Raw genomic sequence first — 23529 nt, 5'->3', positions numbered from 1 at the left:
GAAGCCTCCAAGCGTTGTCCCGGCAAAGGGACAGGAGCGAATGCACTATTCTTTGTTTTAAGGTGACGGGATTTTTCCCGAACCGGTCGGGCGAATACACCAAAGCGGGGCGTTTGTCATCCCCGCGCCACAAAAATTCTCGTCAGACAAGCGTGCGGAATTCGTGCCCCGTGTCTTGCCGCGCTTGGGCTTGCGGGCTATGTCGGCTTCTACCGCTGGAGGAGCGCCGTGTCCATATCCACCATCATCCTGCTGTTTTTGGCGGGTTTCCTGTCGAGCGCCGTCAATGCCATCGCCGGCGGCGGCACCTTTTTGACGTTCGGCGCCATGACGCTTGCCGGCCTGCCGCCGATCGTCGCCAATGCCACCTCGTCGATCGTCCAGTTCCCGGGCTATGTCACCTCCGCGCTCGCCTATTCCAAGGAGATCCGCAAGGACCTGCGCGAGGTTCTGGTGCTGGGGGCCATCTCGCTGGTCGGCGGCCTTGTGGGCGCGCTCATCCTGCTGTCGCTTTCCAATCCGTCCTTCCGCGCCATGGTGCCCTGGCTGCTGCTCGTCGCCACCGCGATCTTTGCCGCCGGTCCACTGCTGCGCCCGAAAACCGCGCCGGTCGATGCGCCAACCGGTCCGCTCGGCTGGCTGATCCAGTTCGTGACCGCGATCTATGGCGGTTTCTTCGGCGCCGGCATGGGCATCATGATGCTCGCCGGCCTCGGTCTTTCCAAAGGTGGTGACTACCACCGGCTGAACGCTCTGAAAAACGTCCTGGCCATGGTGATTGCAGCCGTTGCCATCATCGTCTTTGCCGGTGGCAACGTCGTCGCCTGGCTGCAGGCAGCCGTGATGATCCCCGGCGGTGCGCTCGGCGGCTATGCCGGCGTCTGGCTGGCCCGGCGCGTGCCGCAGGCCATCATCCGGGGACTGGTGGTTGCGGTCGGGCTGCTGCTGGCGGTCTATTATTTCGTGACGGGCTGAGACAACAGATCCGGCCGGCGCTCGGCCGTCAGCTTGCGGGCCTCGGCATCCCGCCACGTCTCGATCGCGCCGTGGTTTCCGGATGTCAGCACGGCCGGGATTTCCTGGCCTTCGAAGACCTGCGGCCGCGTATAATGCGGATGCTCCAGAAGCCCGCCTTCGAAGCTTTCGTGAACGCCAGAGAGATCATTGCCCATGACACCGGGCAGGACGCGGACGATCGCATCGAGCAGGATCATCGCAGCCGGCTCGCCGCCCGACAGAATATAGTCTCCGATCGAGACCTCCTCGAGCTGGCGCCCGTCGATGACCCGCTGATCGACACCCTCGAACCGGCCGCAGACGATAATGGCGCCGGGACCGGCCGCCAACTCGCGCACACGGGCCTGTGTCAGCGGCCGGCCACGCGGGCTCATCAGCAAGCGCGGACGATCGTCGCCGGCAGACGCATGATCGATCGCTTTTGCGAGAATATCGGGCTTCAGCACCATGCCGGCGCCGCCGCCAGCCGGCGTATCATCAACGGTGCGGTGCCGGTCCTCGGCAAAATCGCGGATCTGCACGGCATCGATCGCCCATTGACCACGCTCCAGCGCCTTGCCGGACAGCGAGTGCGCCAGATGCCCCGGAAACATGTCCGGATAGAGCGTCAGGACGGTGGCGCGAAAAACCATGCGCGTGCGCTCACTTGCCCTTGGGATCGGATTTTGCGCTGAATGGGCTTTCCGGCTTGTCGTTGGGGTCGTCGATCAGGCCTGCGGCCAGCGGATCGACCAACATGGTGCCGGCTTCGAGATCGATTTCCAGCACCGACCACTCGGTGAACGGGATCAGCACCGGGCGTTTGCCCGGCCCTTTCAGCTCCAGAAGATCGCCGGCGCCAAAATCGAACACGCCGGTGACGGTGCCATAGCTCTTGCCCTCGCCGTCGACAGCTTCAAGACCCTCGAGATCGGCATAGAAGAATTCGTCCTCGTCGAGATCGTCGTCGGGCAGGTTTTCGCGCTCGACATAGAGGTCGAGACCGTTCAGCGCCTCGGCCGCATTGCGGTCGTTGACGCCGCGAAACCGGACGACGACGACGGTTTTCGCCTCGCGGATTTCCAGCACCTCGAAAGACCGCCCGTCCAGGCTGTGGAGATGGCCGTATTCACCCAGAGCAACCGGATCCTCGGAATAGGACTTGGCGCGCACTTCGCCGCGCAGGCCCTGTGCTCCGCCGATCGTCGCCATCAGGACGGGGTTCTTCAGTTTGCTCATGGTCCGGGTCCAGTTTCCAGAATTGCGTAGGCTCATAAACGAAAACGGGCAGCGTGGAAACGCTGCCCGTTCGCATGACCGGCTTTTGGCCGATATTATTCCGCAGCGGCAGCAGCAGCGGCGTCATCAGCCTTCTGCTTGGCTTCTGCAAGACGCTCCTGGGCCTTCTTGCCCGGCAATGCCTTGGTCGGGTTGACGCGGGCTTCGCGGGTCACGATGCCGGCTTCGTTGAGGAAGCGCAGGACACGGTCCGTCGGCAGCGCGCCGTTCGACATCCAGTAGGCGATCCGTTCGTTGTTCAGTTCAACGCGCTTTGCATCGTCCTTCTTCAGCATCGGGTTCCAGGAACCGACCTTTTCCAGGAAACGGCCATCGCGCGGCGAACGGGCGTCGGCGATAACGATCTGGTAGAACGGGCGCTTCTTGGAACCACCGCGGGCGAGACGAATTTTCAGTGCCATTTTGTATACTCCTTGAGATATTCAACCGCCTCTGGCGGCTCTGTTTGTTCGTAGATTAAAGCTGGTTTCCTTCAGAATTGATCTGGTCCGAAAAAGGTTTCCTCTTTTCGGGATCAATCCTTGAGATCGGCAGCGATGGCTTCATGATGCCGGATGACTTCGTGGATGATGAAGTTCAAGAACGTCTCCGCGAAATCCGGGTCCAGATCGGCTTCCTTGGCAAGACGCCGAAGACGTTCGATCTGGTATTCCTCGCGCGCCGGGTCCGCCGGCGGCAAATTGTGTTTGGCCTTCAGCACCCCCACTGCCTTGGTGCAGCGAAACCGTTCGGCCAGCATGTGAACGAGCGCCGCGTCGATATTGTCGATCGACTGGCGGTAGCCCGAAAGCTCTTTCTTGATCTCGGGATCAATCATCGCCCCCAAATCCTCACTTCTTCTTCGGCAGGCCGGGAAGGCCCGTTAGTCCGCCAAGCCCTGGCAGCTTCATACCGCCGCCGAGACCGGGAAGTCCGCCGCCGCCCATACCGGAGCCCATGCCCGGCATGCCCTTGCCGAGACCGGCGGCTTCCGCCTGCTTCTGCAGGGCTTCGAGCTGCTTGGGGTCCATCTTGGACAGATCGGGCATGCCGCCCATTCCACCCATGCCACCAAGTCCCATCTTGCCGGCAAGGCCGCCCATCATCTGCTTCATCATGCCGCCGCCCTTCTTGCCGCCCATCATTTTCATCATGTCGGCCATCTGGCGGTGCATTTTCAGGAGCTTGTTGATGTCGCTGGCATCGGTGCCGGAACCGGCCGCAATGCGCTTCTTGCGGGAATGCTTGAGCATGTCCGGATTGGCGCGCTCGGCCTTGGTCATCGAGGAAATGATCGCGAGGTGACGGCCGAACATGCGGTCATCGAGACCGGCCGAGGCCATCTTGTCCTTCATGCCGCCCATGCCGGGCATCATGCCCATGATCCCGCCCATGCCGCCGAGGCTCTGCATCTGACGCAACTGGTCGGCAAGATCATTGAGGTCGAACTTGCCGGTCTTCATCTTGGCGGCCATCGCCGCCGCCTTCTCGGCATCGATATTTTCGGCGGCCTTTTCGACAAGGCTGATGATGTCGCCCATGCCAAGGATACGGTCGGCTACGCGGCGCGGGTGGAACTCCTCGAGTTCCGTCATCTTTTCGCCGACGCCGATCAGCTTGATCGGCTTGCCGGTGACGGCACGCATCGAAAGGGCAGCACCGCCGCGGCCATCGCCGTCCATGCGGGTCAGAACAAGGCCGGTAATGCCAACGCGCTCATCGAAATTGCGGGCGAGATTGACGGCGTCCTGACCGGTCAGCGCATCGGCGACCAGAAGGATTTCGTGCGGGTTGGACTTCCGCTTGATCTCCGCCATCTCGATCATCAGAGGCTCGTCGATATGCGTGCGGCCGGCGGTGTCGAGGATGACGATGTCATGACCGCCGAGCTTGGCGGCCTGCACGGCGCGCGCGGCGATATCGGTGGGCGACTGGCCCGCGATAACAGGCAGCGTGTCAACGCCGGTCTGCACGCCGAGCTGGCGCAATTGCTCCTGGGCTGCCGGACGGCGCGTGTCGAGCGACGCCATCAGGACTTTCTTCTTGTCGCGCGACGTCAGCCGCAGCGCGATCTTGCCGGTCGTCGTGGTCTTGCCGGAGCCCTGCAGGCCGACCATCATGATGACGACAGGGGCAACCGCATTGAGGTCGATGCCGACGCCTTCGGAACCGAGCATATCGATCAGCTCGTCATGGACGATCTTGACGACCATCTGGCCGGGCTTGATCGACTTCAGCACGGCCGCACCGACGGCCTTCTCGCGCACCTTGTCGGTGAACTGGCGAACCACCTCGAGCGCGACGTCGGCTTCCAGAAGCGCACGGCGCACCTCGCGCAGGGCCGCCGAAACATCGGCTTCCGACAGCGCGCCACGGCCGGTCAACCCATTCAGGATTGACCCAAGGCGGTCCTGCAGACTTTCAAACATCCGTTCATCCTTTTTCGGGGCGCATTCATCTGTCCCCGAAACGTTGGTATCACCAGCTTCGAAAACAAGACGCAAAGCCAAAAAGCACCCGATGGCGCAACGCGCTGTCGGGTGTTGACCTCCGGGATCTCTTTATACCTTTGCGGGTCCCGGTCGGCGGCTTCAAGTCTGTTCACTTGTCAGCAGATGGCGGCGGTAAACAGGAAAACGCCTCGCAAGTCAAGACCAACGGCGTTTCACGCCGTATGCGAAGGCAAACCTGGCCACATTTTGCCACGCCCCTTCATTCGATGCTAACCAGACTGTGTCAACCCTGCTGTCGTAATCGCCACCATCACCCTGCGGCCTGCGCTGGCAGGGTGATGACGAGCTGTGTAGATTACCGATAATTTGCGTTTGGCTGCGATTGAGGCAGCTGCTCAGGACAGGTGGCCGATGGCGAAGCAAGGCAATCCTTACTACCAAGGCCCTGTTTCCGACCATTTCGATGGCGTGCGGTTCTTCAATCCGGGAGGCGAGGCGCCGAAGGGTTTTCGTGACGTTCTGCGCTGGCAGTTCGGCGGCGGCAAGATCGCTTGGCCAAAGGCCCACAACGACACGATCGCACCGGCAAGGCCCGACACGAGGATCGGCGGCACCGACCTGCGCGTGACCATGGTTGGCCACGCGACGCTGCTGATCCAGGTCGCCGGACTGAATATCCTCACCGATCCGGTCTGGTCGAAACGCGCAAGTCCGTTCTCCTTCGCCGGACCAAGGCGCGCCCGCGAACCCGGCATCCGCCTCGAGGACCTGCCGCCGATCGATGTCGTGCTGGTCACCCACAATCATTACGACCATCTTGACCTTGCAACGCTGCGCGCCCTGCATGCCCGCTTCAAACCACGCATCATCACGCCGGTCGGCAATGATGCGATCATCGATCCGGCCTTGCCCGATGCGGAGATCACCACGATGGACTGGGGCGACGGCATCAACGTCATCGACGGCGTCGCGCTCTACTGCGAACCCTGCCATCACTGGTCGGCCAGGAGCGCCTTTGATCGCAGCATGGCGTTGTGGGGCGCCTTCGTCTTGACCACGCCTGCCGGCAATATCTATCACATCGGCGACACAGGCTTTCACGACGGGATCAACTACCGGGCGGTGACGGAAAAATACGGCGCCTTCCGCCTCGCCAACCTGCCGATCGGCGCCTATGAGCCGCGCTGGTTCATGAAGGCCCAGCACCAGAATCCGGACGAGGCCGTCGACGGCCTGATCGCCTGCAACGCAGCCTATGCCATCGGCCATCATTGGGGCATGTTCCGGCTGACCAACGAGGGCATGCACGATCCGTTGCGCGCACTGGAAACCGCCCTCGACGAAAAGGGCATCGCCCGCGACCGGTTTCAGATATTGCAGCCGGGCGAAGCGTTCGAGGTTCCCGCACTTTAGCCAAGCGGCCTTATCACTGGTAATTTCCGCGCTTTTCCGCCATATACACCGCAACAGGCAGTGGAAGTGACGGCAATGAACACAAGGGTAGAATTCGCGAAGATGAACGGGCTTGGCAACAAGATCCTCGTCGTCGACATGCGTGGCCGCAAGGACCGCGTGACCCCGGAAGCGGCAATCGCGCTCAACGCCGACACGGAAACCGCCTTCGACCAGATCATGGCCATTCACGATCCCAAGGCCGAAGGCACCGATGCCTGGATCGACATTCTCAATTCCGACGGCACCAAGGCGCAGGCCTGCGGCAACGGCACGCGCTGCGTCGTGCAGGCGCTTGCGGCGGAAACCGGCCGCAAGGCTTTCACCTTCCAGACGGTTGCCGGCATTCTCAATGCCAGGGAGCAGGAGGATGGCACCATCTCCGTCGACATGGGCAAGCCGGTGTTCGAGTGGAACCGGATCCCGCTCGCCGAGGAGTTCTACGACACGAGCCGCATCGAACTGCAGATCGGGCCGATCGACGATCCGGTCCTGCATTCACCCTCGGTGATGTCGATGGGCAATCCGCATGCGATCTTCTGGGTCAGCCGCGACGTCCTATCGTTCGATCTCGAACGGTTCGGTCCGCTGCTCGAAAACCATCCGATGTTTCCCGAGCGCGCCAATATCACGCTGGCGCAGGTCACCTCTGCGACATCGCTCACCACCCGGACCTGGGAACGCGGCGCCGGCCTGACGCTTGCCTGTGGCTCGGCCGCCTGCGCTGCGGCGGTTTCCGCTGCCCGCACGGGCAGGACCGGCCGCGCCGTCGCCATCACGGTCGCCAGTGCGAGCCCGCCAGGCATCCTGTCGATCGAATGGCGCGAAAGCGACGATCATGTCCTGATGACCGGACCGGCCGAATGGGAATGGTCCGGCACCGTCGATCCGGCAACCGGCACCTGGGCGCACGACGAAGCCGGCGCCGGCGAACAGGTTCGCGCGCTTTGAGCGGCATTGACGTCATAACCTTCGGCTGTCGGCTCAACACCTACGAATCGGAAGTGATGCGGGGCGCTGCCGAGAAGGCTGGGCTGAACAACGCCATCCTGGTCAACACCTGCGCCGTCACAGGCGAAGCCGTGCGGCAGGCCCGCCAGGCCATCCGGCGCGCCCGGCGCGAAAATCCGCATGCCCGCATCATCGTCACCGGCTGTGCCGCCCAGACCGAAAAGCAGGCCTTTGCGGATATGCCGGAAGTCGATGCCGTGCTTGGCAACGAGGAAAAGCTGAAAACCGCGTCCTACCGGTCGCTGCCCGATTTCGGCGTCTCCGCAGAGGAAAAGCTGCGCGTCAACGACATCATGAGCGTGCGCGAAACCGCTCCGCAGATGATCCGGTTGATCGAAGGCCATGTGCGCGCCTTCATCCAGGTGCAGAACGGCTGCGACCACCGCTGCACCTTCTGCATCATCCCCTATGGCCGCGGCAATTCCCGCTCGGTGCCGATGGGCGCCGTTGTCGACCAGGCGCGCAAGCTCGCAGAGGGCGGCTATCGCGAGATCGTCCTGACCGGTGTCGATGCGACCAGCTACGGCGGCGATCTGCCGGGAACGCCGACGCTCGGGCTTCTGGCAAAGACCCTGCTGAAACAGGTCCCGGAGATCCTGCGCCTGCGGCTCTCCTCGATCGACAGCATCGAGGCGGATGGCCATCTCATGGATCTTATCGCCGACGAGCCGCGCTTCATGCCGCATCTGCATCTGTCGCTTCAACATGGCGACGACATGATCCTGAAGCGCATGAAGCGCCGCCACAGCCGCGCCGATGCCCTGCGTTTCATCGCGGATGTGCGCCGGCTGCGCCCGGAAACGAGTTTTGGTGCCGACATGATCGCCGGATTTCCGACCGAGACCGAAGAGATGTTCGCAAATGCGATGAGCCTGGCGGAGGAAGCCGGCATCGCCCATCTGCATGTCTTCCCTTACTCGCCGCGCGAGGGAACACCGGCCGCCCGCATGCCGCAACTCGACCGTGCCCTGGTCAAGGAACGGGCCGCAAGGCTGCGCGCCACTGGACTTCGGCTGCAGACGACCCATCTTGACAGCATGGTCGGAACGCAGCAATGGCTGCTCGTCGAGAACAACGGCTTGGCGCATACGGAAAATTTCACGCTGGTCGCCGTTCCCGGACTTGCGCCGCGAGCGATTTTGCAGGCGACAATCACCGGCCACAATGGCAAGCACCTTACGATGCAACAGACGGCCGCTTGAGCGGCCCGAGCTTACGGACTTCAAATGGCGCTCAGCTTTTTCAAAAAGGTCTTTACCTTCGGCAAGGACAAACCCGCGCAAGCGGAGCCCGCGGCCACGCCCGCCGTCGACACGGTAATGGACCTGGCCGAATCCGCCTTCAGCCCGGCAGAAACGCGCGCCATCGAAGCCGAACTCGAACCGCACTCCCGCACGGAAAACCTGCCACTGGCCGAAGACCCGGTGCTGTCGGAAGAGATGGACACGGCGGGCGGGCCATCCGCAGATCTGGAAGAGGACGGCTCGACAGCGCTGACGCAAGAGGAGCAGGAGGAAGAAACCTTCGCCATCCTCCCCGCTACCGAGCAGATCGGCGATCTCGGGCTCATTCCGCTGTCGCTGCTGGAAGCCGAGGCCGAGGCAGAAGACGCCCCCGACAGCGCGCAGGATGTTGCCGGGTTCTCCCCGATTACCGACGAGCCGTTGGAAGAAGTCACGACGCCCGTCCTACCCAAGGGCTTCGCCACCGGCCCGACGCTTGAACCGGAACCCGTTGCCCCCACCCAGAAGCTCACATGGTATCAACGCCTGCGCCAGGGTCTGGCCCGAACCTCGTCCCAGCTGACTGGCCAGATCACCGCCCTTTTCACCAAGCGCAAGCTCGACGAGGACACGCTGCAGGATCTGGAGGATCTACTGATCCAGGCCGATCTCGGGCTCGAAACCGCCCTGCGCATCACCGATGCGCTGTCGGCCGAGCGCTACGGCAAGGATGTGAGCGGCGAGGACGTGACCCGGATCATGGCCGCCGAGATCACCAAGGTTCTCGGCCCAGTCGCCAAACCGCTGCAGCTCGATCTCAGCCACAAGCCGCATGTGATCCTCGTGGTCGGCGTCAACGGCACGGGCAAGACGACGACGATCGGCAAGCTGGCGGCGAAACTCTCCGGCGCGGGCCTGAAGGTGATGCTGGCGGCCGGCGACACCTTCCGCGCTGCCGCCATCGAGCAGCTGAACATCTGGGCGGAGCGGACGAAGTCCGACATCGTGTCTTCCCGGCTCGGCGCCGATGCGGCCGGCCTCGCCTATGAGGCATTCGAACAGGCGCGGCTGAAAAAGAGCGACGTGCTTATCATCGACACCGCCGGCCGCCTGCAGAACAAGACGGAACTGATGGCGGAACTGGAAAAAATCGTCCGTGTTCTCGGAAAGCTTGATCCGGATGCGCCGCATACCGTCTTGCAGACGCTGGACGCGACGACCGGACAGAACGCCCTCAACCAGGTGGAAATCTTCCGCAATGTCGCCGGCGTCAACGGCCTGATCATGACCAAGCTCGACGGCACGGCGCGCGGCGGCATCCTTGTTGCGATCTCCGCCAAGCACAAGCTGCCCGTCTATTTCATCGGCGTCGGCGAGGGCATCGACGATCTCGAACCCTTCGAGGCCAAGGATTTTGCCGAGGCGATCGCCGGGCTTGACCATTGACGTTGATATCGTTTTGCCATTTTGCTGGTGCACCTGGGCTTGAAGGTTTGGCTTGCCCGCTTTAATCCCTGCAACAGACCCGCGCATCCGGATCCCGATAGGGGCGACGGCAGAACCGCTGCGTGACCCCCGCGCACCCGACACAGACGACCATTGCTCCACCGAGCAGACACTTTAGGAGCGACATCATGTCATCGAGCGACGCCGCCAAGCCGCGCAAGGAAATCAGCCCGCTGTTCAAGATGGTACTGGAACTGGGTCCGCTCGTGGTCTTCTTCTTCGCCAATGCCCGGGGCGAATGGCTTGCTGCACGCTTTCCGGTCCTGACCGATCTCGGCGGGCCGATCTTCATCGCGACCGGTCTGTTCATGGCAGCGACGGCAATTGCGCTGACCGTTTCATGGCTGCTGACGCGGACGCTGCCGATGATGCCGCTGATATCAGGCGTCGTCGTCTTCATCTTCGGCGCGCTGACGCTCTATCTGCAGAATGATACGTTCATCAAGGTCAAGCCGACGATCGTCAACGCCCTGTTCGGCGCGATCCTTCTGGGTGGCTTGCTCTTCGGCAAATCGCTGCTCGGCTATGTCTTTCATGCCGCCTTCAAGCTCGACGATGCCGGCTGGCGCAAGCTGACGATCCGCTGGGGCCTGTTCTTCCTGTTCCTGGCCGTTCTGAACGAAGTCATCTGGCGCAATTTCTCGACCGATTTCTGGGTCGCCTTCAAGGTCTGGGGCACCATGCCGATCACCATCCTGTTCACCCTGTCCCAGATGCCGCTGATCATGAAGCACGGCACCGAGACATCAGAGGACGGAGCGGAAAAGCCGTGACCGATCGCGCCGCATCCCACCCGCAGCCTTCGGCCGCGCGGTTCTTTCTGGTTGCAAGCTTCGGCGTCCTGCTGATCCAGATCATCACCGAATATTTCATGGGCCGTCTGCTGATCTGCGAATGCGGCTACATCAAGCTGTTCGAGCCTGTCGCCAATGGTCCCGGCAATTCGCAGCACATGGCCGACTGGTACACGCCGTCGCATATCATCCACGGGTTCCTGTTCTACGGGCTCGGATATCTGCTGCTGCGCAACAAGCCGCTATCGGCCAGGCTGCTGCTCGCCACCGTGATCGAAGCCGCCTGGGAAATTCTCGAAAACACGCCGCTGATCATCGACCGCTACCGCGCCGCGACCATTTCGCTGGACTATTTCGGCGACAGCATCCTGAATTCGGCGATGGACACCATCTTCATGATGCTCGGCTTCGTGTTTGCCGCGCGCATGCCGGTTGCGGTTACCATCGCGATCGCCATCGTCTTCGAATTGTTCACAGGCTGGTTGATCCGCGACAACCTGACGCTCAACGTGCTGATGCTGGTCTGGCCGCTCGATGCGGTCAAGGCGTGGCAGGGCGCGCTTTAATTCAGCCGCCGGCCGCCGGCACGACCGGTTGTTTTCCTGCAACAGCCTTTTCGATGGCCGGAAGCAGGCCCTCCTGCAGGCTTTTCTGGTCGAACGGACCGACGCGCTTGTAGATGATCGTGCCGTCTGCATCGACCAGATAGGATTCCGGAATTCCGTAAACGCCCCAGTCGATGGCCGCCTTGCCGCGCGGATCGACGCCGATGGCGGAGAATGGATTGCCGAGTTCGCCGAGGAAGCGAAGTGCGTTGCCGGTCTCGTCCTTGTAGTTGATGCCGACCACCGTCAGCCGCTCGTCCTTGGCAAGGTCAAGGATAATGGGGTTTTCCTCGCGGCACGGAATGCACCAGGACGCCCAGACATTGACCAGCGTCAACCTGCCCTTGATCGCTGCGTCGGTCAGAGCCGGCATCGGCGTGGTGCCGAACATGGCACCGGCCAGAGGCGGCATATCAAGCAGCGGCGCCTTGGTGCCAATGAGTGCCGATGGAATTTCGCTGATGTCCTTGCCCGAACGAAGCTGGCTGAAGAAGACGGCGGCCAGCGCTGCGAAAATCACAAGCGGCAGCAGCGCCAGGACAAGACGGGTGCCGCCGCTGCGGCCCTGTTCCGGCTGTGCGGGTGTTTCCGTGGTCATTGCGGCTCTCCGGCAGTGGTTGGCGCCGACCGGCGGCGGATGCCGGCATCGTCCAGCGCCTTGAGTTCGCGGCGACGCCCGCGCCCGTCGGCGAACACCCAGAGGATCAGGCCCGCAACCATGAGAGCGGCGGTCCCGTAGCTCGCCATCACATATCCGGTATGGCTCATCATGCCTTTCGTCCTTCCATGCCCAGATTGCGCGCAGCCTGACGGCGCATGGACGTGACCCGTCGGCGCCAGATCTCATTGCGCATGGCGGCAATATGCAGGGTGAAGAACAGCATCGAGAAGGCAAGCGCCATGACCAGAAGCGGCCACAGGAACTCGGGATCGATCTTCGGACCATCGAGTCGCATGACGCTCGCCGGCTGGTGCAGCGTGTTCCACCACTCGACCGAAAACTTGATGATCGGAATATTGACGAAGCCGACGAGAATGAGGATCGCGGATACCTTGGCAGCCTTGCCGGGATCGTCCATGGCGCGATTGAGCGCGATCAGGCCGAGATACATCAGGAAGAGCACGAAGACAGAGGTCAGCCGGGCATCCCAGACCCACCAGGTGCCCCACATCGGCTTGCCCCAGAGCGAGCCGGTAACGAGCGCGAGAAGGGTGAAGCAGGCACCGATCGGGGCCGCAGCCCTCGCGGAAACATCGGCCAGCGGATGGCGCCAAACCAGCGTCCCGAGCGCCGACAGCGCCATCACCGTGTAACACATCATCGACAGCCAGGCGGCAGGCACATGAATATACATGATGCGGACCGTCTCGCCCTGCTGGTAATCGCCCTGCGTTGTAAAACAGAGATAGAGGCCGACGACAAACAGAAGGGCGGTCAGGCCTGAAAACCATGGCAGCAGACGCTCCGCCAGCCCGAGGAACCGGGTCGGATTGGCAAGGTCGCTGAATTTGCGGATGGCAAGGCTTTGATCGTTCATCATGCTTCTTTAACGCGGAAGAGGTTTGTCTTCAATCGACCCTGCGTCATCACGATTCCGTCAGTCAGAAGACGACCGGAGCGCCGCCGCTGCGGCAAGCGGCCCGATGACGGCGAAAAACAGCGTGATGGCGATCAGGATCAGGAATGGCGGCAGGAACGGCGCCGGATCCTCGACGGCCGCATAGGCGGCGCTGACCCCGAAGATCAGAACCGGGATGGCCAGCGGCAGCACGAGGATCGACACCAGCAACCCGCCACGCGGCAGTGCCACGGCAACGGCAGCCCCGACAGCACCAATGAAGGTGATTGCCGGCGTGCCGACCAGGAGCGTCAGCATCGTCGCGCCGATCGCCACCTCGTTCATGTTCATGAAAAGCCCCAGAAGCGGCGAGGCGATCACCAGCGGCAGACCGGAGGCCGTCCAGTGGGCCAGGCACTTGACGAGAACGGACAGCACCAAAGGCGTTTCCTGCATCAGCATCACGTCGAGCGAGCCGTCCTCGCGCTCGGCCTGGAACAACCGGTCGAGCCCCAGCAGACAGGCGAGCAGCGCCCCGATCCAGAGAATGGCCGGTCCGATGCGCGACAGAAGATTGAGATCGGGACCGACCCCGAACGGAATGACCGCAACGACCGTCATGAAGAACAGGACGCCAATCAACGCCCCGCCACCGGCGCGCACGGACAGCTTCAGGTCGCGCAGGAAAAGGGCGATCATGATTGCCCCCCCGGAATCCCTGGCAAAGCCTCCCTCATCCGAAGGGTCGGATGAGGGAGAATTTCACGGCAGCGTAACAGCGACATCAATACCCTGCCTCCGCAAACACACCCGCAAACCCTGTCATTCGCAACTCCCGCACGCCGTCGATCCCGAGCGGCTGATGGGTCGCGGCAACAACAATGCCGCCCTGTTCGAGATGACCTCGGACCAGGCCTGCAAACATGCGGTCGGCGCTGGCATCGAGCGCTGCGGTGGGCTCATCGAGCAACCAGACGGGGCGGAAGGCAACGAGCAGTCGCGCCATGGCCATGCGCCGCTGCTGCCCGGCGGAGAGATAACCGAACGGCAGGTGACCGATGCCGGACAATCCGAGCGCATCGATTGCCACCTCGACCGGCAGCCCGCGGCCTCCCGGCGAATCACCCATGAAGTCCTGCCAGAAAACCAGGTTCTCGCTGACGGTCAGCTCGCGCTTCATGGCATTGCGATGCCCGAGATAGTGGCTGGATTCGGCAAGATTGTCGCTCCCGGCGCCCTCCAGCCGGACCCTGCCCGCGTCCACCGGCAAAAGCCCCGACAGAACCCTTAGGAACGTCGATTTTCCAGATCCGTTGGCCCCCGTCACGACAAGCCCCTCGCCGGCCTGCAGAACAAGGGAAATATGTTGGAAAATCAGGTCTTCACCGCGTCGGGCGGCCAGATCTTCCACATGCAGTTTCACCGGCATTCACGATCCCTTTACGACGTTCGTCGCAATGCGAAAAAATTGTCTCAATTTGAGGAGAGTTGGTCTGGCACGTTTCTGAGAAATTATCTATAAACGCCCCAACACGCCAGCGGTCGGCGTGAATTTCATCCTAGCGCCCGAACATGGAAGTTTCCACGTACGGACAGCGGAAATGGCCGTACCCGCATCCCATTTCGCGCTCCCAAAGCGCAAGGGCGTTCGTACGTCAGTTCTTGGCGATCAAACGGAACGGGGTAACCAGTGTCCAAATCCCTTGACAGTTTTAATTGTCGCTCGACGCTCACCGTCAACGGCGTCGACTATGTCTACTACAGCCTGCCAAAGGCCGAAGCGAACGGCCTGACCGGCGTTTCGAAGCTGCCCTATTCCATGAAGGTTCTTCTGGAAAACCTGTTGCGCAACGAAGACGACCGATCCGTCAAGAAGCAGGATATTCTCAACATCGCCGCCTGGCTCAATGACAAGGGAACGGCTGAAAACGAAATCGCCTATCGTCCGGCCCGCGTGCTGATGCAGGACTTCACCGGCGTTCCGGCTGTCGTCGATCTCGCCGCGATGCGTGACGCCATGGTCAACCTCGGTGGCGATCCGGAAAAGATCAACCCGCTGGTTCCGGTCGACCTGGTCATCGACCACTCGGTCATCGTCGACGAATTCGGCACACCGACCGCCTTTGCCCGCAATGTCGAGCTGGAATACGAGCGCAATGGCGAACGCTACCGCTTCCTGAAGTGGGGCCAGCAGGCCTTCAAGAATTTCCGCGTCGTCCCGCCCGGCACCGGCATCTGTCATCAGGTCAATCTCGAGTATCTCGGCCAGACGGTCTGGACCAAGGAAGAAGACGGCGAGATCACCGCCTACCCCGACACCTGCGTCGGCACTGACAGCCACACGACGATGATCAACGGCCTGGGCGTACTCGGCTGGGGCGTCGGCGGCATCGAAGCCGAAGCGGCCATGCTCGGCCAGCCCGTCTCCATGCTCCTGCCGGAAGTCATCGGCTTCAAGCTGACCGGCAAGCTCAAGGAAGGCGTCACCGCCACCGACCTCGTGCTGATGGTCGTGCAGATGCTGCGCAAGAAGGGTGTCGTCTCGAAATTCGTCGAATTCTTCGGCCCCGGTCTCGACAACATGACGCTCGCCGACCGCGCGACGATCGGCAATATGGGCCCGGAATACGGCGCGACCTGCGGCTTCTTCCCGGTCGATAGCGAAACCATCAACTACCTCACCATGTCCGGCCGCGAAGAACAGCGCATCGCGCTGGTCGAAGCCTATTCCAAGGCACAGGGCATGTGGCGCGACAATGACGGCGCCGATCTGGTGTTCACCGATACGCTGGAACTCGACCTCGGTCAGGTTGTGCCGGCCATGGCCGGCCCGAAGCGTCCGGAAGGCCGCATTCCGCTGGAAAACATCGCAACCGGTTTTGCCGGTTCGCTCGAAGCCGACTACAAGAAGCCCGGCCAGCTCGACATGCGTTATGCCGTCGAAGGCACGGATTATGACATCGGCCACGGCGACGTGGCGATTGCCGCCATCACGTCGTGCACCAATACGTCGAACCCCTCGGTCCTCATTGCGGCAGGCCTGCTTGCCCGCAATGCCGTCGCCAAGGGCCTGAAGTCGGCCCCCTGGGTGAAGACGTCGCTTGCACCGGGTTCACAGGTTGTTGGCGAATATCTCGCCAAGTCCGGCCTGCAGGATTCGCTTGATGCGCTCGGCTTCAACCTCGTCGGCTTCGGCTGCACGACCTGCATCGGCAATTCCGGCCCGCTGCCGCCGGCCATCTCCAAGACAATCAACGAGAAGGGCCTGATCATGTCCGGCGTTCTCTCGGGCAATCGCAACTTCGAAGGCCGCATCTCGCCCGACGTCCAGGCGAACTACCTCGCCTCGCCGCCGCTGGTCGTGGCTTACGCGTTGGCCGGCACCGTGCAGAAGGACCTGACGACCGAGCCACTCGGTATTGGCAGCGACGGCCAGCCTGTGTTCCTCAAGGACATCTGGCCGACCTCGCAGGAAATCCAGGAATACATCCTGAAATACGTCACCCGCGCCCTCTACGCATCGAAATATGCCGACGTGTTCAAGGGTGACGCCAACTGGCAGGCCGTGCAGATTCCGGAAGGCCAGACCTATGCCTGGGACGACAACTCGACCTATGTCCAGAACCCGCCCTACTTCGTCGGCATGGGCAAGACAGGTTCGGGCATTTCCGACATCAAGGGCGCCCGCGTGCTTGGCCTGTTCGGCGACAAGATCACCACCGACCACATCTCGCCGGCCGGCTCGATCAAGGCGGCTTCGCCTGCCGGTGCCTACCTGATCGGCCATGGCGTCGGCGTTGCCGACTTCAACCAGTACGGCACGCGCCGCGGCAACCATGAAGTGATGATGCGCGGCACGTTTGCCAATATCCGCATCCGCAACCACATGATGGGACCAAACGGCAAGGAAGGCGGCTACACGATCCACTATCCTTCGAAGGAAGAGATGTCGATCTACGATGCGGCCATGCAGTACAAGGCCGAGGGCGTTCCGCTCGTCGTTTTTGCCGGTGTCGAATACGGCAACGGCTCGTCCCGTGACTGGGCGGCCAAGGGCACCAACCTGCTCGGCGTCAAGGCCGTGGTGGCGCAGTCCTTCGAGCGCATCCACCGTTCAAACCTCGTCGGCATGGGCATCGTCCCCTTCGTCTTCGAAGAGGGTACGACATGGGAATCGCTCGGCCTGAAGGGCGACGAGAGCGTTACGATCGACGGCCTGGCCAATGTCCAGCCGCGCGAAAAGCGCGTTGCGGTCATCACCTATGGCGATGGCTCCGTGAAGGAAGTGCCGCTGGTCTGCCGTATCGATACGCTGGACGAAGTCACCTACATGAACAATGGCGGCATTCTGCAGACGGTTCTGCGCGACCTCGCAGCCTGATCCGCCATCATTGAATCGGAAAGAAGCCGGGGCACCACGCCCCGGCTTCTTTCGTTTCCGGACCGGTCATGGACGGTGCCGGGCGGCTCACTCCAACGTGACTTTCTGTTGAAGCACAGGCGGCGTATGACAGACGCAAGAAGGAAAAACCTCCTTTAAACACTGGATCGGTCAGCGCTCGGTACGGCGGGCTGTTTCGTACGAAGTTTTTACTTGCACGGGATTAGAATGTCCCTGTGCGCTCGCATGGTATGGCCTTAAAAAGGCCGAAGGAATGGAACGTCTGATGTCTGGAACCCGCACCGTGCGTTGCCTTCTTCTGGCCCTGGGTTTCGGTGTGGCGATGTCATCTCCGGCCTATGCCGACGACGACGCCCCGGCAGCCGGGTTGGGCCCGAGCGGCGTGGTCGAACTGTTTACCAGCCAGGGCTGTTCCTCCTGCCCTCCGGCCGATGCCGCGCTCCAGCGCCTCGTCGAGGAAGGCAAGGTCGTGGCCCTGTCCTACCATGTCGACTACTGGAATTACCTCGGCTGGGAAGACACGCTCGGCTCGAAGGAAAACACTGCACGGCAATACGCCTATGCAAAGGCGCTCGGTCGCAGTGGTGTCTACACACCCCAGGCGGTGATCAACGGCCGGGACCATATCAACGGCTCCGATCTTTCTGGAATCAAGACGCGCATCAACGAGATGGCGGCCGGCGGCCATGGCCTGAAGGTAAAGATCGGCGCCCGGATCGGCCGCGACGAGATCGATATCAGCGTCGGATCGGGTGAAGGCAAGGCGGATGTCGTCGTGGTCTATTTCGACCGACGCCAGACCGTCAACATCCAGAAGGGCGAGAACACCGGCAAGCGCGTCGACTACTGGCACGCGGTGCGCGATGTGCAGACGATCGGCATGTGGAATGGCAAGGCTTCGAAATTCGTCCTGCCGGCCTCCGTTCTCAAACAGGGCGACAATGGCGGTTGCGCCATACTGCTGCAGACGATCAAAAACGGCGACAAGCCCAGCGCCATTCTCGGCGCGACGACGATCTTGTCCAAGGACGGTGCCAACTGAAAATCAGCAGCAATGGCGGATCGGTTCGGCCCGGTAGCGACGAGGGGCTGGGGCTGAGGGTTCGAAGATACCGGACCGAACCACCACATCACTGAAGAACAAACGCCTCGAGCGACTATGGATGACGCGCCGGACAGGGTGGCAAAACGCACGTCCGACAACGACGCCTTGGAGTGTCGCCGGGAATTTGGGCATGGTTTTGACTGAAATGCGGCGGCGCAAAATAATCCAAATTTCGTTCCAGCTTGATTTTCAGCCACGCTCAGGCACACTGTAACGGTCCTGTCACAATACAAGGCCGGGAATAAGAATGACTGATCAGCCGGATTTGCCGCGCGGCGACACACGGTCGGACCGCGAGACCGCATCGAACGTGGTGGTCGATTTCCACGAATACCGCAACGCCCGCGATCCGCTGCCCATCACCTTCCATCGTCGGGAGCTGGATCTTATCCTGCGGATCTATGGGCGAATGGTCGGAGACGGCGACTGGCGCGATTATGCCATCGACCACCTCAAGGACCGGGCGGTCTTTTCGGTTTTCAAACGATCGGGGGAGACGCCGCTTTACCGGATCGAGAAAAACCCCAGGCTTTCGTCCAAGCAGGGCGCCTTCAGTGTCGTTGATGTCAACGGCCGGATCCTGAAGCGCGGCCATGAATTGCCACAGGTTCTGAAGGTGTTCGACAAGGCGCTGAAACTGATCGACACCTGAGCGCGGCAGGATTTAACCCCAAGAGAGCCTATCTGGAAAAATTCCGGGTGCCGGTCGGCCTGCGTTTCCGCTCCATCGCGGAGGGACAGGGCACGGCTTGGATTCCCAATGTTCGCGATTATCCTCTCTGTCATGGCATGACCGAGCCATCAAGTTCTCCTCTTGGCAACAAAAAAGGCGGCCGAAGCCGCCTTTTCCATTCTGTCTGTCGGTCCAGCTTAATTGCGGTTTCCAAGGAAACGCAGCATGAACAGGAACAGGTTGACGAAGTCGAGGTATAGCGTCAGCGCGCCCATGATCGCCTTGCGGCCAGCAGCATCGGCACCATCCGCTTCGAAGTACATTTCCTTGATCTTCTGCGTATCCCAGGCGGTGAGACCCGCGAAGATCAGGACGCCGATCACCGAGATCGCGAAATCAAGGGCGGACGAGCCGAGGAAGATGTTGACGATCGAGGCGATGATCAGGCCGAACAGGCCCATGACAAGGAACGAGCCCATGCCCGACAGGTCCCGTTTCGTCGTGTAACCGTAGAGCGACAGGCCGCCGAACGAAGCTGCCGTGACGAAGAACGTCTGCACGATGCTCTGACCGGTATAGACCAGGAAGATCGAGGACAGAGAAAGCCCCATCAGGCCGGCATAGATCCAGAACGTCGTCTGGGCTGCAGCCACGCTCATCTTGTTGATGCGGAAACTCAGGAAGAAGACGAGTGCCAGCGGCGCCAGCATGACGACCCACTTCAGCGGGCTGACATAGATCGCCTGTCCGAAAGCAGTCAGCTGCCCATCGGCAAATGCGAGTTGAAATGCGGCGTAGGCGGCGATACCCGTGATCGCAAGACCCAGAGCCATCAGGTTGTAGACCTTCAGCATATGAGTGCGCAGACCCTGGTCGATCACGGCACCCGCCTGCGCGCCGGCAGGCGACACTCGGGTTTGGTAGTTTCGAAGATCAGCCATAGTTTCCTCTTTCAAGCCCCGGTTGGTTTACGGTGTCAGGTGCGGACGGGAGACATGCCTGAAACACGTCGTCTTCGCTTCCCAGGCGCCGCTGCGGGGCTTCAGCATGCCTGAACAGAATATGATATCGAAATAGGTTCGGCACAAGACCTGGCAAGAGCGGAATCAAAGGAAAGCCGGCCGTCAGACGGTTTCGTGACCTCAGGGTTAACTGGGAACGCCCTGGAGAGTCTGCCTCCAACAAATGCGCCAGCCAAGTCAGAGATGTCCCTTGACCAGTGCCGAGACCCGGTGATGCCAGAAGACAAGGCATGGTACAACCAGGAGCTCCATGCCCAGTCCGAGCAGATGGCCGGCGGATGGCGGGCCGGCGATTACCAGCGAGGCGAGACGCGCCAGCCCACCGCAGAATGTCAGGATTGCCAGCAACCAGATCCGTTCGGTTTTCTTCTCGATCGCCCGGATACAGCTGTACCAGCCGATCCCCAAGGCAAGGAACAGTCCGGACAGAAAACGCACATGGCTGTCGAGATCGACGGGCGAGACGTCCACGCCGAGAAACCTGGCGCCGGTGACCACGCCTGAAAGCCCGGCAAAGACAGGTAGCAGGGCCAGAACGGCGATCGTTGCCTGCAGCATCCGTCTCTGGCGAAAATCCTTGGGGCTGATTTGATAGGCCAGGCTCGGCATATGACGTCCTCCAGAGCAGGTAGCCATAACGTCCCATCGCCCTCCAAAGTTTCAGGACAAGGCTTTGCCCGCACGAAAGGTCTTCCAGAACGCGGTACACCCCATCGGCGATAACTGCAGGCGCTTGAACGGACATGCGTCGCGTCTTGATTCCCGGCTGAACAGGCGTTATCTAGACGGTGTGGTGATTTGGCCGGCCGGCTTGCAGCCACGTTAAACAAGTCGCTAAAGGGCCGTGGGTTGTCGAAACACCCGCATCCCTTCATTCGGTCGGCGTCGATGTCGTTCGAGTGAAGCCATGCCCATCAAAATTCCCGATTCGCTGCCAGCCGTAGAGACCCTCGTCAAGGAGGGTGTGCGCGTGATGACCGAGACGGCCGCGATCCGCCAGGATATCCGGCCGTTGCAGATCGGGCTGCTCAACCTCATGCCGAACAAGATCAAGACGGAGGTGCAGATCGCCCGCCTTGTCGGCGCCTCGCCGCTGCAGGTGGAACTGTCGCTGGTGCGCGTCGGCGGCCACAAGGCCAAGAACACTTCGGAAGAGCACCTCCTGTCCTTCTACAGCACCTGGGAAGAGGTGCGCGACCGGAAGTTCGATGGCTTCATCATCACCGGCGCACCGATCGAGACGCTGAACTACGAGGACGTTACCTATTGGGACGAGATGCGGCAGATCCTCGACTGGACGCAAACCCATGTCCATTCGACGCTGAACGTCTGCTGGGGGGCGATGGCGGCGGCCTATCATTTCCACGGCGTTCCGAAATACACGCTCAAGGAAAAAGCCTTTGGCGTCTATCGCCATCACAATCTCAATCCGGCCTCCGCCTATCTGAGCGGCTTCTCAGACGATTTCCAGATCCCCGTATCGCGCTGGACGGAAGTCCGCCGCGCCGACATCGACAAGGTGCCGGAACTGGAAACCCTGATGGAATCCGACGAGGTCGGCGTCTGCCTGCTACACGAAAAGAAGGGCAACCGGCTCTACATCTTCAACCATGTCGAATATGATTCGACGTCGTTGGCGGACGAATATTTCCGCGACGTAAATGCCGGGGTGCCGATCAAGATGCCGCGCAACTATTTTCCGCACAACGATCCCTCGTTGCCACCACAGAACCGCTGGCGCAGCCATGCACATCTGCTGTTCGGCAACTGGATCAACGCCATCTACCAGACGACACCCTATGATCTCGAGGATATCGGCACGGACAACAGGCGGGACCAGCTATGAAACAAGACCTTCAGATCAGGCCGCTTCAGGCCGGTGACGAACAGGACTGGCGCAGGCTCTGGACGGCCTACCTGGCGTTTTACGAGACCACGCTGCCGGAAGACATCTACGCCCTCACCTTTTCGCGGCTGCTGAGCGGAGACGCGAATGAATATGCGGGCCTTGTCGCTGTGCTCGACGGTCGACCGGTGGGGTTGGGCCATATCCTCTTCCACCGCTCCTGCTGGCACCGCAATTCGATCTGCTATCTGCAGGATCTGTTTGCCGATCCGGAGATCAGGGGTCAGGGCATCGGCAGGGCCTTGATCGAAGCCGTTTACGAAAGAGCAAGCCAAGCCGGCAGCCAGGAGGTCTACTGGATGACGCAGGACTTCAACGCCACGGCACGCAAGCTCTACGACCGGATCGCCGACAAGACGCCTTTCATCATCTATCAAAAGACGGTCTAGCGCCTGATGAATTATATGCCTTTTCGGTTGCCGCGACCGTTGAAATGACGCAGGTTGCCGCGCAACAGAGACCGGGAGGAACAGAGGCCGTGCACGCAGAGACTGAAACATTCGGCCAGGACCCATCTGGCGAACCCGTCCTTCGCATCGTCATCAAGGGCGGCGGATTGACAGCCAGCGTGCTGACCTTTGGCGCCATTATCCAGGATCTTCGGCTCGACGGCCATGCGCCACCGCTGGTGCTGGGTTTCGAAACATTTCCCGAGTATCTCGAGCATTCGCCCTATTTCGGCGCAACGCCGGGCCGCTGTTCCAACCGCACGGGCGGTGGACGTTTCAGCATCGACGGAACCGCCTACCAACTGGAACTCAACGAAAACAGCGTCTCGCATCTGCATGGCGGCAGCACCGGCATCGCCCAGCAAAACTGGACGATCGTCGGACAGTCCGAAGACAGCGTCACGCTGCAGGTCGTCGATCCGGATGGCCGCGCCGGCTATCCCGGCAATTGCACTGTCACCTGCACCTACCGGCTCGGCGAAGGCGGCGTCCTGTCCGTCATCTATGAGAGCACGACCGATCGCGCGACGATCGCCAATATCTGCCAGCACAGCTATTTCAATCTCGACGGACTGGACGTGGCACTGGACCACGACATCATGATCAGCGCCGATCATTATCTGCCGACCGATGCCCTGCAGATCCCGACCGGCGAAATCGCACCGGTTGACGGAACCATCTTCGATCTTCGCACCATGACGCCGATGCGCCGCCAGTTGGAAGGCGAAGGGCCCGGCCACGACCACAATTTTTGCCTGTCGACGGAACGGGAGCCGAAACGATCGGTGGCGCTGGTGCGCAGCATCAATTCAGGCGTATCGCTGGAAGTGCGCACGACAGAGCCGGGCATCCAGCTCTATACGGGCTTCAAGATGAATATCGCTGTTCCCGGCCTCGAAGGCCGGACCTACGGCCCATTCGCCGGCTTCTGCCTTGAAAGCCAGATCTGGCCGGACGCCATCAACCATGCCGGCTTCCCGAAAGCCATCCTGCGTCCCGGCGAAACGCTGCGCCAGGAAACGGATTACGTCTTCTCCAAGACGTAATCCGGAGCCTCGGCCGATCGACGGGCGAAAGAGCGGCAGGGCTCTCCTG

The 23529-nt window shown here is 61.5% G+C and carries 25 protein-coding genes and 1 riboswitch; of the genes, 13 read left to right on the top strand and 12 right to left on the bottom strand.

What is annotated here, in order from left to right:
• Positions 1-228 precede the first annotated feature (228 nt).
• Positions 229-975, top strand: a complete 747-nt coding sequence (locus AX760_RS05245; RefSeq protein ID WP_071831930.1) for a sulfite exporter TauE/SafE family protein — start codon at positions 229-231, stop codon at positions 973-975.
• Here AX760_RS05245 and trmD read toward each other — a convergent pair.
• The 5 genes from trmD to ffh all read right to left on the bottom strand — a co-directional run bounded on the left by trmD (position 957) and on the right by ffh (position 4703).
• On the bottom strand, positions 957-1649 hold the full coding sequence (trmD, locus tag AX760_RS05240) for a tRNA (guanosine(37)-N1)-methyltransferase TrmD (RefSeq protein WP_071831929.1): 693 nt from the start codon (positions 1647-1649) through the stop codon (positions 957-959). The two genes, AX760_RS05245 and trmD, sit on opposite strands and share 19 nt — an antisense overlap.
• 10 nt (positions 1650-1659) lie before the next feature.
• A complete protein-coding gene (gene rimM / locus AX760_RS05235) occupies positions 1660-2235 on the bottom strand; it encodes a ribosome maturation factor RimM (RefSeq protein WP_071831928.1) in 576 nt (191 codons plus the stop codon).
• A 95-nt stretch (positions 2236-2330) separates the two neighbouring features.
• Complete coding sequence (rpsP, locus tag AX760_RS05230; protein WP_071831927.1) at positions 2331-2696, bottom strand: 30S ribosomal protein S16; 366 nt, start codon at positions 2694-2696, stop codon at positions 2331-2333.
• Between the two features lie 113 nt (positions 2697-2809).
• Positions 2810-3112 (bottom strand): chorismate mutase, encoded by a 303-nt coding sequence (locus AX760_RS05225; protein WP_071831926.1) that lies wholly within the window; start codon positions 3110-3112, stop codon positions 2810-2812.
• A 13-nt stretch (positions 3113-3125) separates the two neighbouring features.
• Positions 3126-4703: a signal recognition particle protein gene (ffh, locus tag AX760_RS05220; protein ID WP_083531075.1), complete on the bottom strand. Its 1578-nt coding sequence runs from the start codon at positions 4701-4703 to the stop codon at positions 3126-3128.
• 435 nt (positions 4704-5138) lie between these two features.
• Between ffh and AX760_RS05215 the strand changes: the two genes are divergently transcribed.
• The 6 genes from AX760_RS05215 to AX760_RS05190 all read left to right on the top strand — a co-directional run bounded on the left by AX760_RS05215 (position 5139) and on the right by AX760_RS05190 (position 11279).
• Positions 5139-6140 carry an MBL fold metallo-hydrolase gene (locus AX760_RS05215; RefSeq protein WP_071831925.1) on the top strand — a complete coding sequence of 334 codons (1002 nt, stop codon included), beginning with the start codon at positions 5139-5141 and terminating at the stop codon, positions 6138-6140.
• A gap of 75 nt (positions 6141-6215) precedes the next feature.
• Positions 6216-7130 carry a diaminopimelate epimerase gene (gene dapF, locus AX760_RS05210; RefSeq protein ID WP_071831924.1) on the top strand — a complete coding sequence of 305 codons (915 nt, stop codon included), beginning with the start codon at positions 6216-6218 and terminating at the stop codon, positions 7128-7130.
• Complete coding sequence (gene mtaB, locus AX760_RS05205) at positions 7127-8392, top strand: tRNA (N(6)-L-threonylcarbamoyladenosine(37)-C(2))-methylthiotransferase MtaB (RefSeq protein WP_071831923.1); 1266 nt, start codon at positions 7127-7129, stop codon at positions 8390-8392. The genes dapF and mtaB overlap by 4 nt, the downstream gene beginning before the upstream one ends.
• A 24-nt stretch (positions 8393-8416) precedes the next feature.
• Positions 8417-9859, top strand: a complete 1443-nt coding sequence (gene ftsY / locus AX760_RS05200) for a signal recognition particle-docking protein FtsY (RefSeq protein WP_071831922.1) — start codon at positions 8417-8419, stop codon at positions 9857-9859.
• A gap of 188 nt (positions 9860-10047) precedes the next feature.
• Positions 10048-10692: a septation protein A gene (locus tag AX760_RS05195; RefSeq protein WP_071831921.1), complete on the top strand. Its 645-nt coding sequence runs from the start codon at positions 10048-10050 to the stop codon at positions 10690-10692.
• Entirely contained in the window at positions 10689-11279 is a 591-nt protein-coding gene (locus tag AX760_RS05190) for a DUF2585 domain-containing protein (protein ID WP_071831920.1), read from the top strand. The genes AX760_RS05195 and AX760_RS05190 overlap by 4 nt, the downstream gene beginning before the upstream one ends.
• A gap of 1 nt (position 11280) precedes the next feature.
• On the opposite strand, the gene AX760_RS05185 is transcribed toward AX760_RS05190, so the two are convergent.
• From AX760_RS05185 to ccmA, 5 genes are all read right to left on the bottom strand, one after another.
• Positions 11281-11916, bottom strand: coding sequence for a DsbE family thiol:disulfide interchange protein (locus AX760_RS05185; protein WP_071831919.1), 636 nt, complete (start codon positions 11914-11916; stop codon positions 11281-11283).
• Positions 11913-12086 (bottom strand): heme exporter protein CcmD, encoded by a 174-nt coding sequence (gene ccmD / locus AX760_RS05180; RefSeq protein WP_071831976.1) that lies wholly within the window; start codon positions 12084-12086, stop codon positions 11913-11915. The genes AX760_RS05185 and ccmD overlap by 4 nt, the downstream gene beginning before the upstream one ends.
• Positions 12086-12856 (bottom strand): heme ABC transporter permease, encoded by a 771-nt coding sequence (locus AX760_RS05175; protein WP_071831975.1) that lies wholly within the window; start codon positions 12854-12856, stop codon positions 12086-12088. Before AX760_RS05175 ends, ccmD begins: the two co-directional genes overlap by 1 nt.
• 60 nt (positions 12857-12916) lie before the next feature.
• Positions 12917-13576: a heme exporter protein CcmB gene (gene ccmB, locus AX760_RS05170; protein WP_071831918.1), complete on the bottom strand. Its 660-nt coding sequence runs from the start codon at positions 13574-13576 to the stop codon at positions 12917-12919.
• 85 nt (positions 13577-13661) lie between these two features.
• Complete coding sequence (gene ccmA, locus AX760_RS05165) at positions 13662-14306, bottom strand: heme ABC exporter ATP-binding protein CcmA (RefSeq protein WP_425348814.1); 645 nt, start codon at positions 14304-14306, stop codon at positions 13662-13664.
• Between the two features lie 261 nt (positions 14307-14567).
• Here ccmA and acnA point away from each other — a divergent pair, with 261 nt between their 5' ends.
• The 3 genes from acnA to AX760_RS05150 all read left to right on the top strand — a co-directional run bounded on the left by acnA (position 14568) and on the right by AX760_RS05150 (position 19036).
• Positions 14568-17258: an aconitate hydratase AcnA gene (acnA, locus tag AX760_RS05160; RefSeq protein ID WP_071831917.1), complete on the top strand. Its 2691-nt coding sequence runs from the start codon at positions 14568-14570 to the stop codon at positions 17256-17258.
• A gap of 286 nt (positions 17259-17544) precedes the next feature.
• Positions 17545-18321 (top strand): DUF1223 domain-containing protein, encoded by a 777-nt coding sequence (locus AX760_RS05155; RefSeq protein ID WP_245294933.1) that lies wholly within the window; start codon positions 17545-17547, stop codon positions 18319-18321.
• Between the two features lie 310 nt (positions 18322-18631).
• Positions 18632-19036: a DUF2794 domain-containing protein gene (locus AX760_RS05150; RefSeq protein WP_071831915.1), complete on the top strand. Its 405-nt coding sequence runs from the start codon at positions 18632-18634 to the stop codon at positions 19034-19036.
• A 218-nt stretch (positions 19037-19254) separates the two neighbouring features.
• Here AX760_RS05150 and AX760_RS05145 read toward each other — a convergent pair whose 3' ends face one another.
• Positions 19255-19998: a Bax inhibitor-1/YccA family protein gene (locus AX760_RS05145; RefSeq protein ID WP_071831914.1), complete on the bottom strand. Its 744-nt coding sequence runs from the start codon at positions 19996-19998 to the stop codon at positions 19255-19257.
• Between the two features lie 258 nt (positions 19999-20256).
• Positions 20257-20688 carry a DUF4345 domain-containing protein gene (locus AX760_RS05140; protein ID WP_071831913.1) on the bottom strand — a complete coding sequence of 144 codons (432 nt, stop codon included), beginning with the start codon at positions 20686-20688 and terminating at the stop codon, positions 20257-20259.
• Between the two features lie 171 nt (positions 20689-20859).
• A riboswitch (SAM riboswitch) is annotated at positions 20860-20937 on the top strand.
• Between the two features lie 49 nt (positions 20938-20986).
• Between AX760_RS05140 and metA the strand changes: the two genes are divergently transcribed.
• The 3 genes from metA to AX760_RS05125 all read left to right on the top strand — a co-directional run bounded on the left by metA (position 20987) and on the right by AX760_RS05125 (position 23480).
• Positions 20987-21925 carry a homoserine O-acetyltransferase MetA gene (gene metA / locus AX760_RS05135; RefSeq protein ID WP_071831912.1) on the top strand — a complete coding sequence of 313 codons (939 nt, stop codon included), beginning with the start codon at positions 20987-20989 and terminating at the stop codon, positions 21923-21925.
• A complete protein-coding gene (locus AX760_RS05130) occupies positions 21922-22374 on the top strand; it encodes a GNAT family N-acetyltransferase (RefSeq protein WP_071831911.1) in 453 nt (150 codons plus the stop codon). The genes metA and AX760_RS05130 overlap by 4 nt, the downstream gene beginning before the upstream one ends.
• Before the next feature lie 89 nt (positions 22375-22463).
• Entirely contained in the window at positions 22464-23480 is a 1017-nt protein-coding gene (locus AX760_RS05125) for an aldose epimerase family protein (protein ID WP_087149171.1), read from the top strand.
• Positions 23481-23529 lie beyond the last annotated feature (49 nt).

The organism is Pararhizobium antarcticum, assembly GCF_001885585.1.
Taxonomy (GTDB): Bacteria; Pseudomonadota; Alphaproteobacteria; order Rhizobiales; family Rhizobiaceae; genus Pararhizobium; species Pararhizobium antarcticum.
Note: the sequence above shows the minus strand (reverse complement) of the source record. Positions and strands in the feature narration are given on the sequence as shown.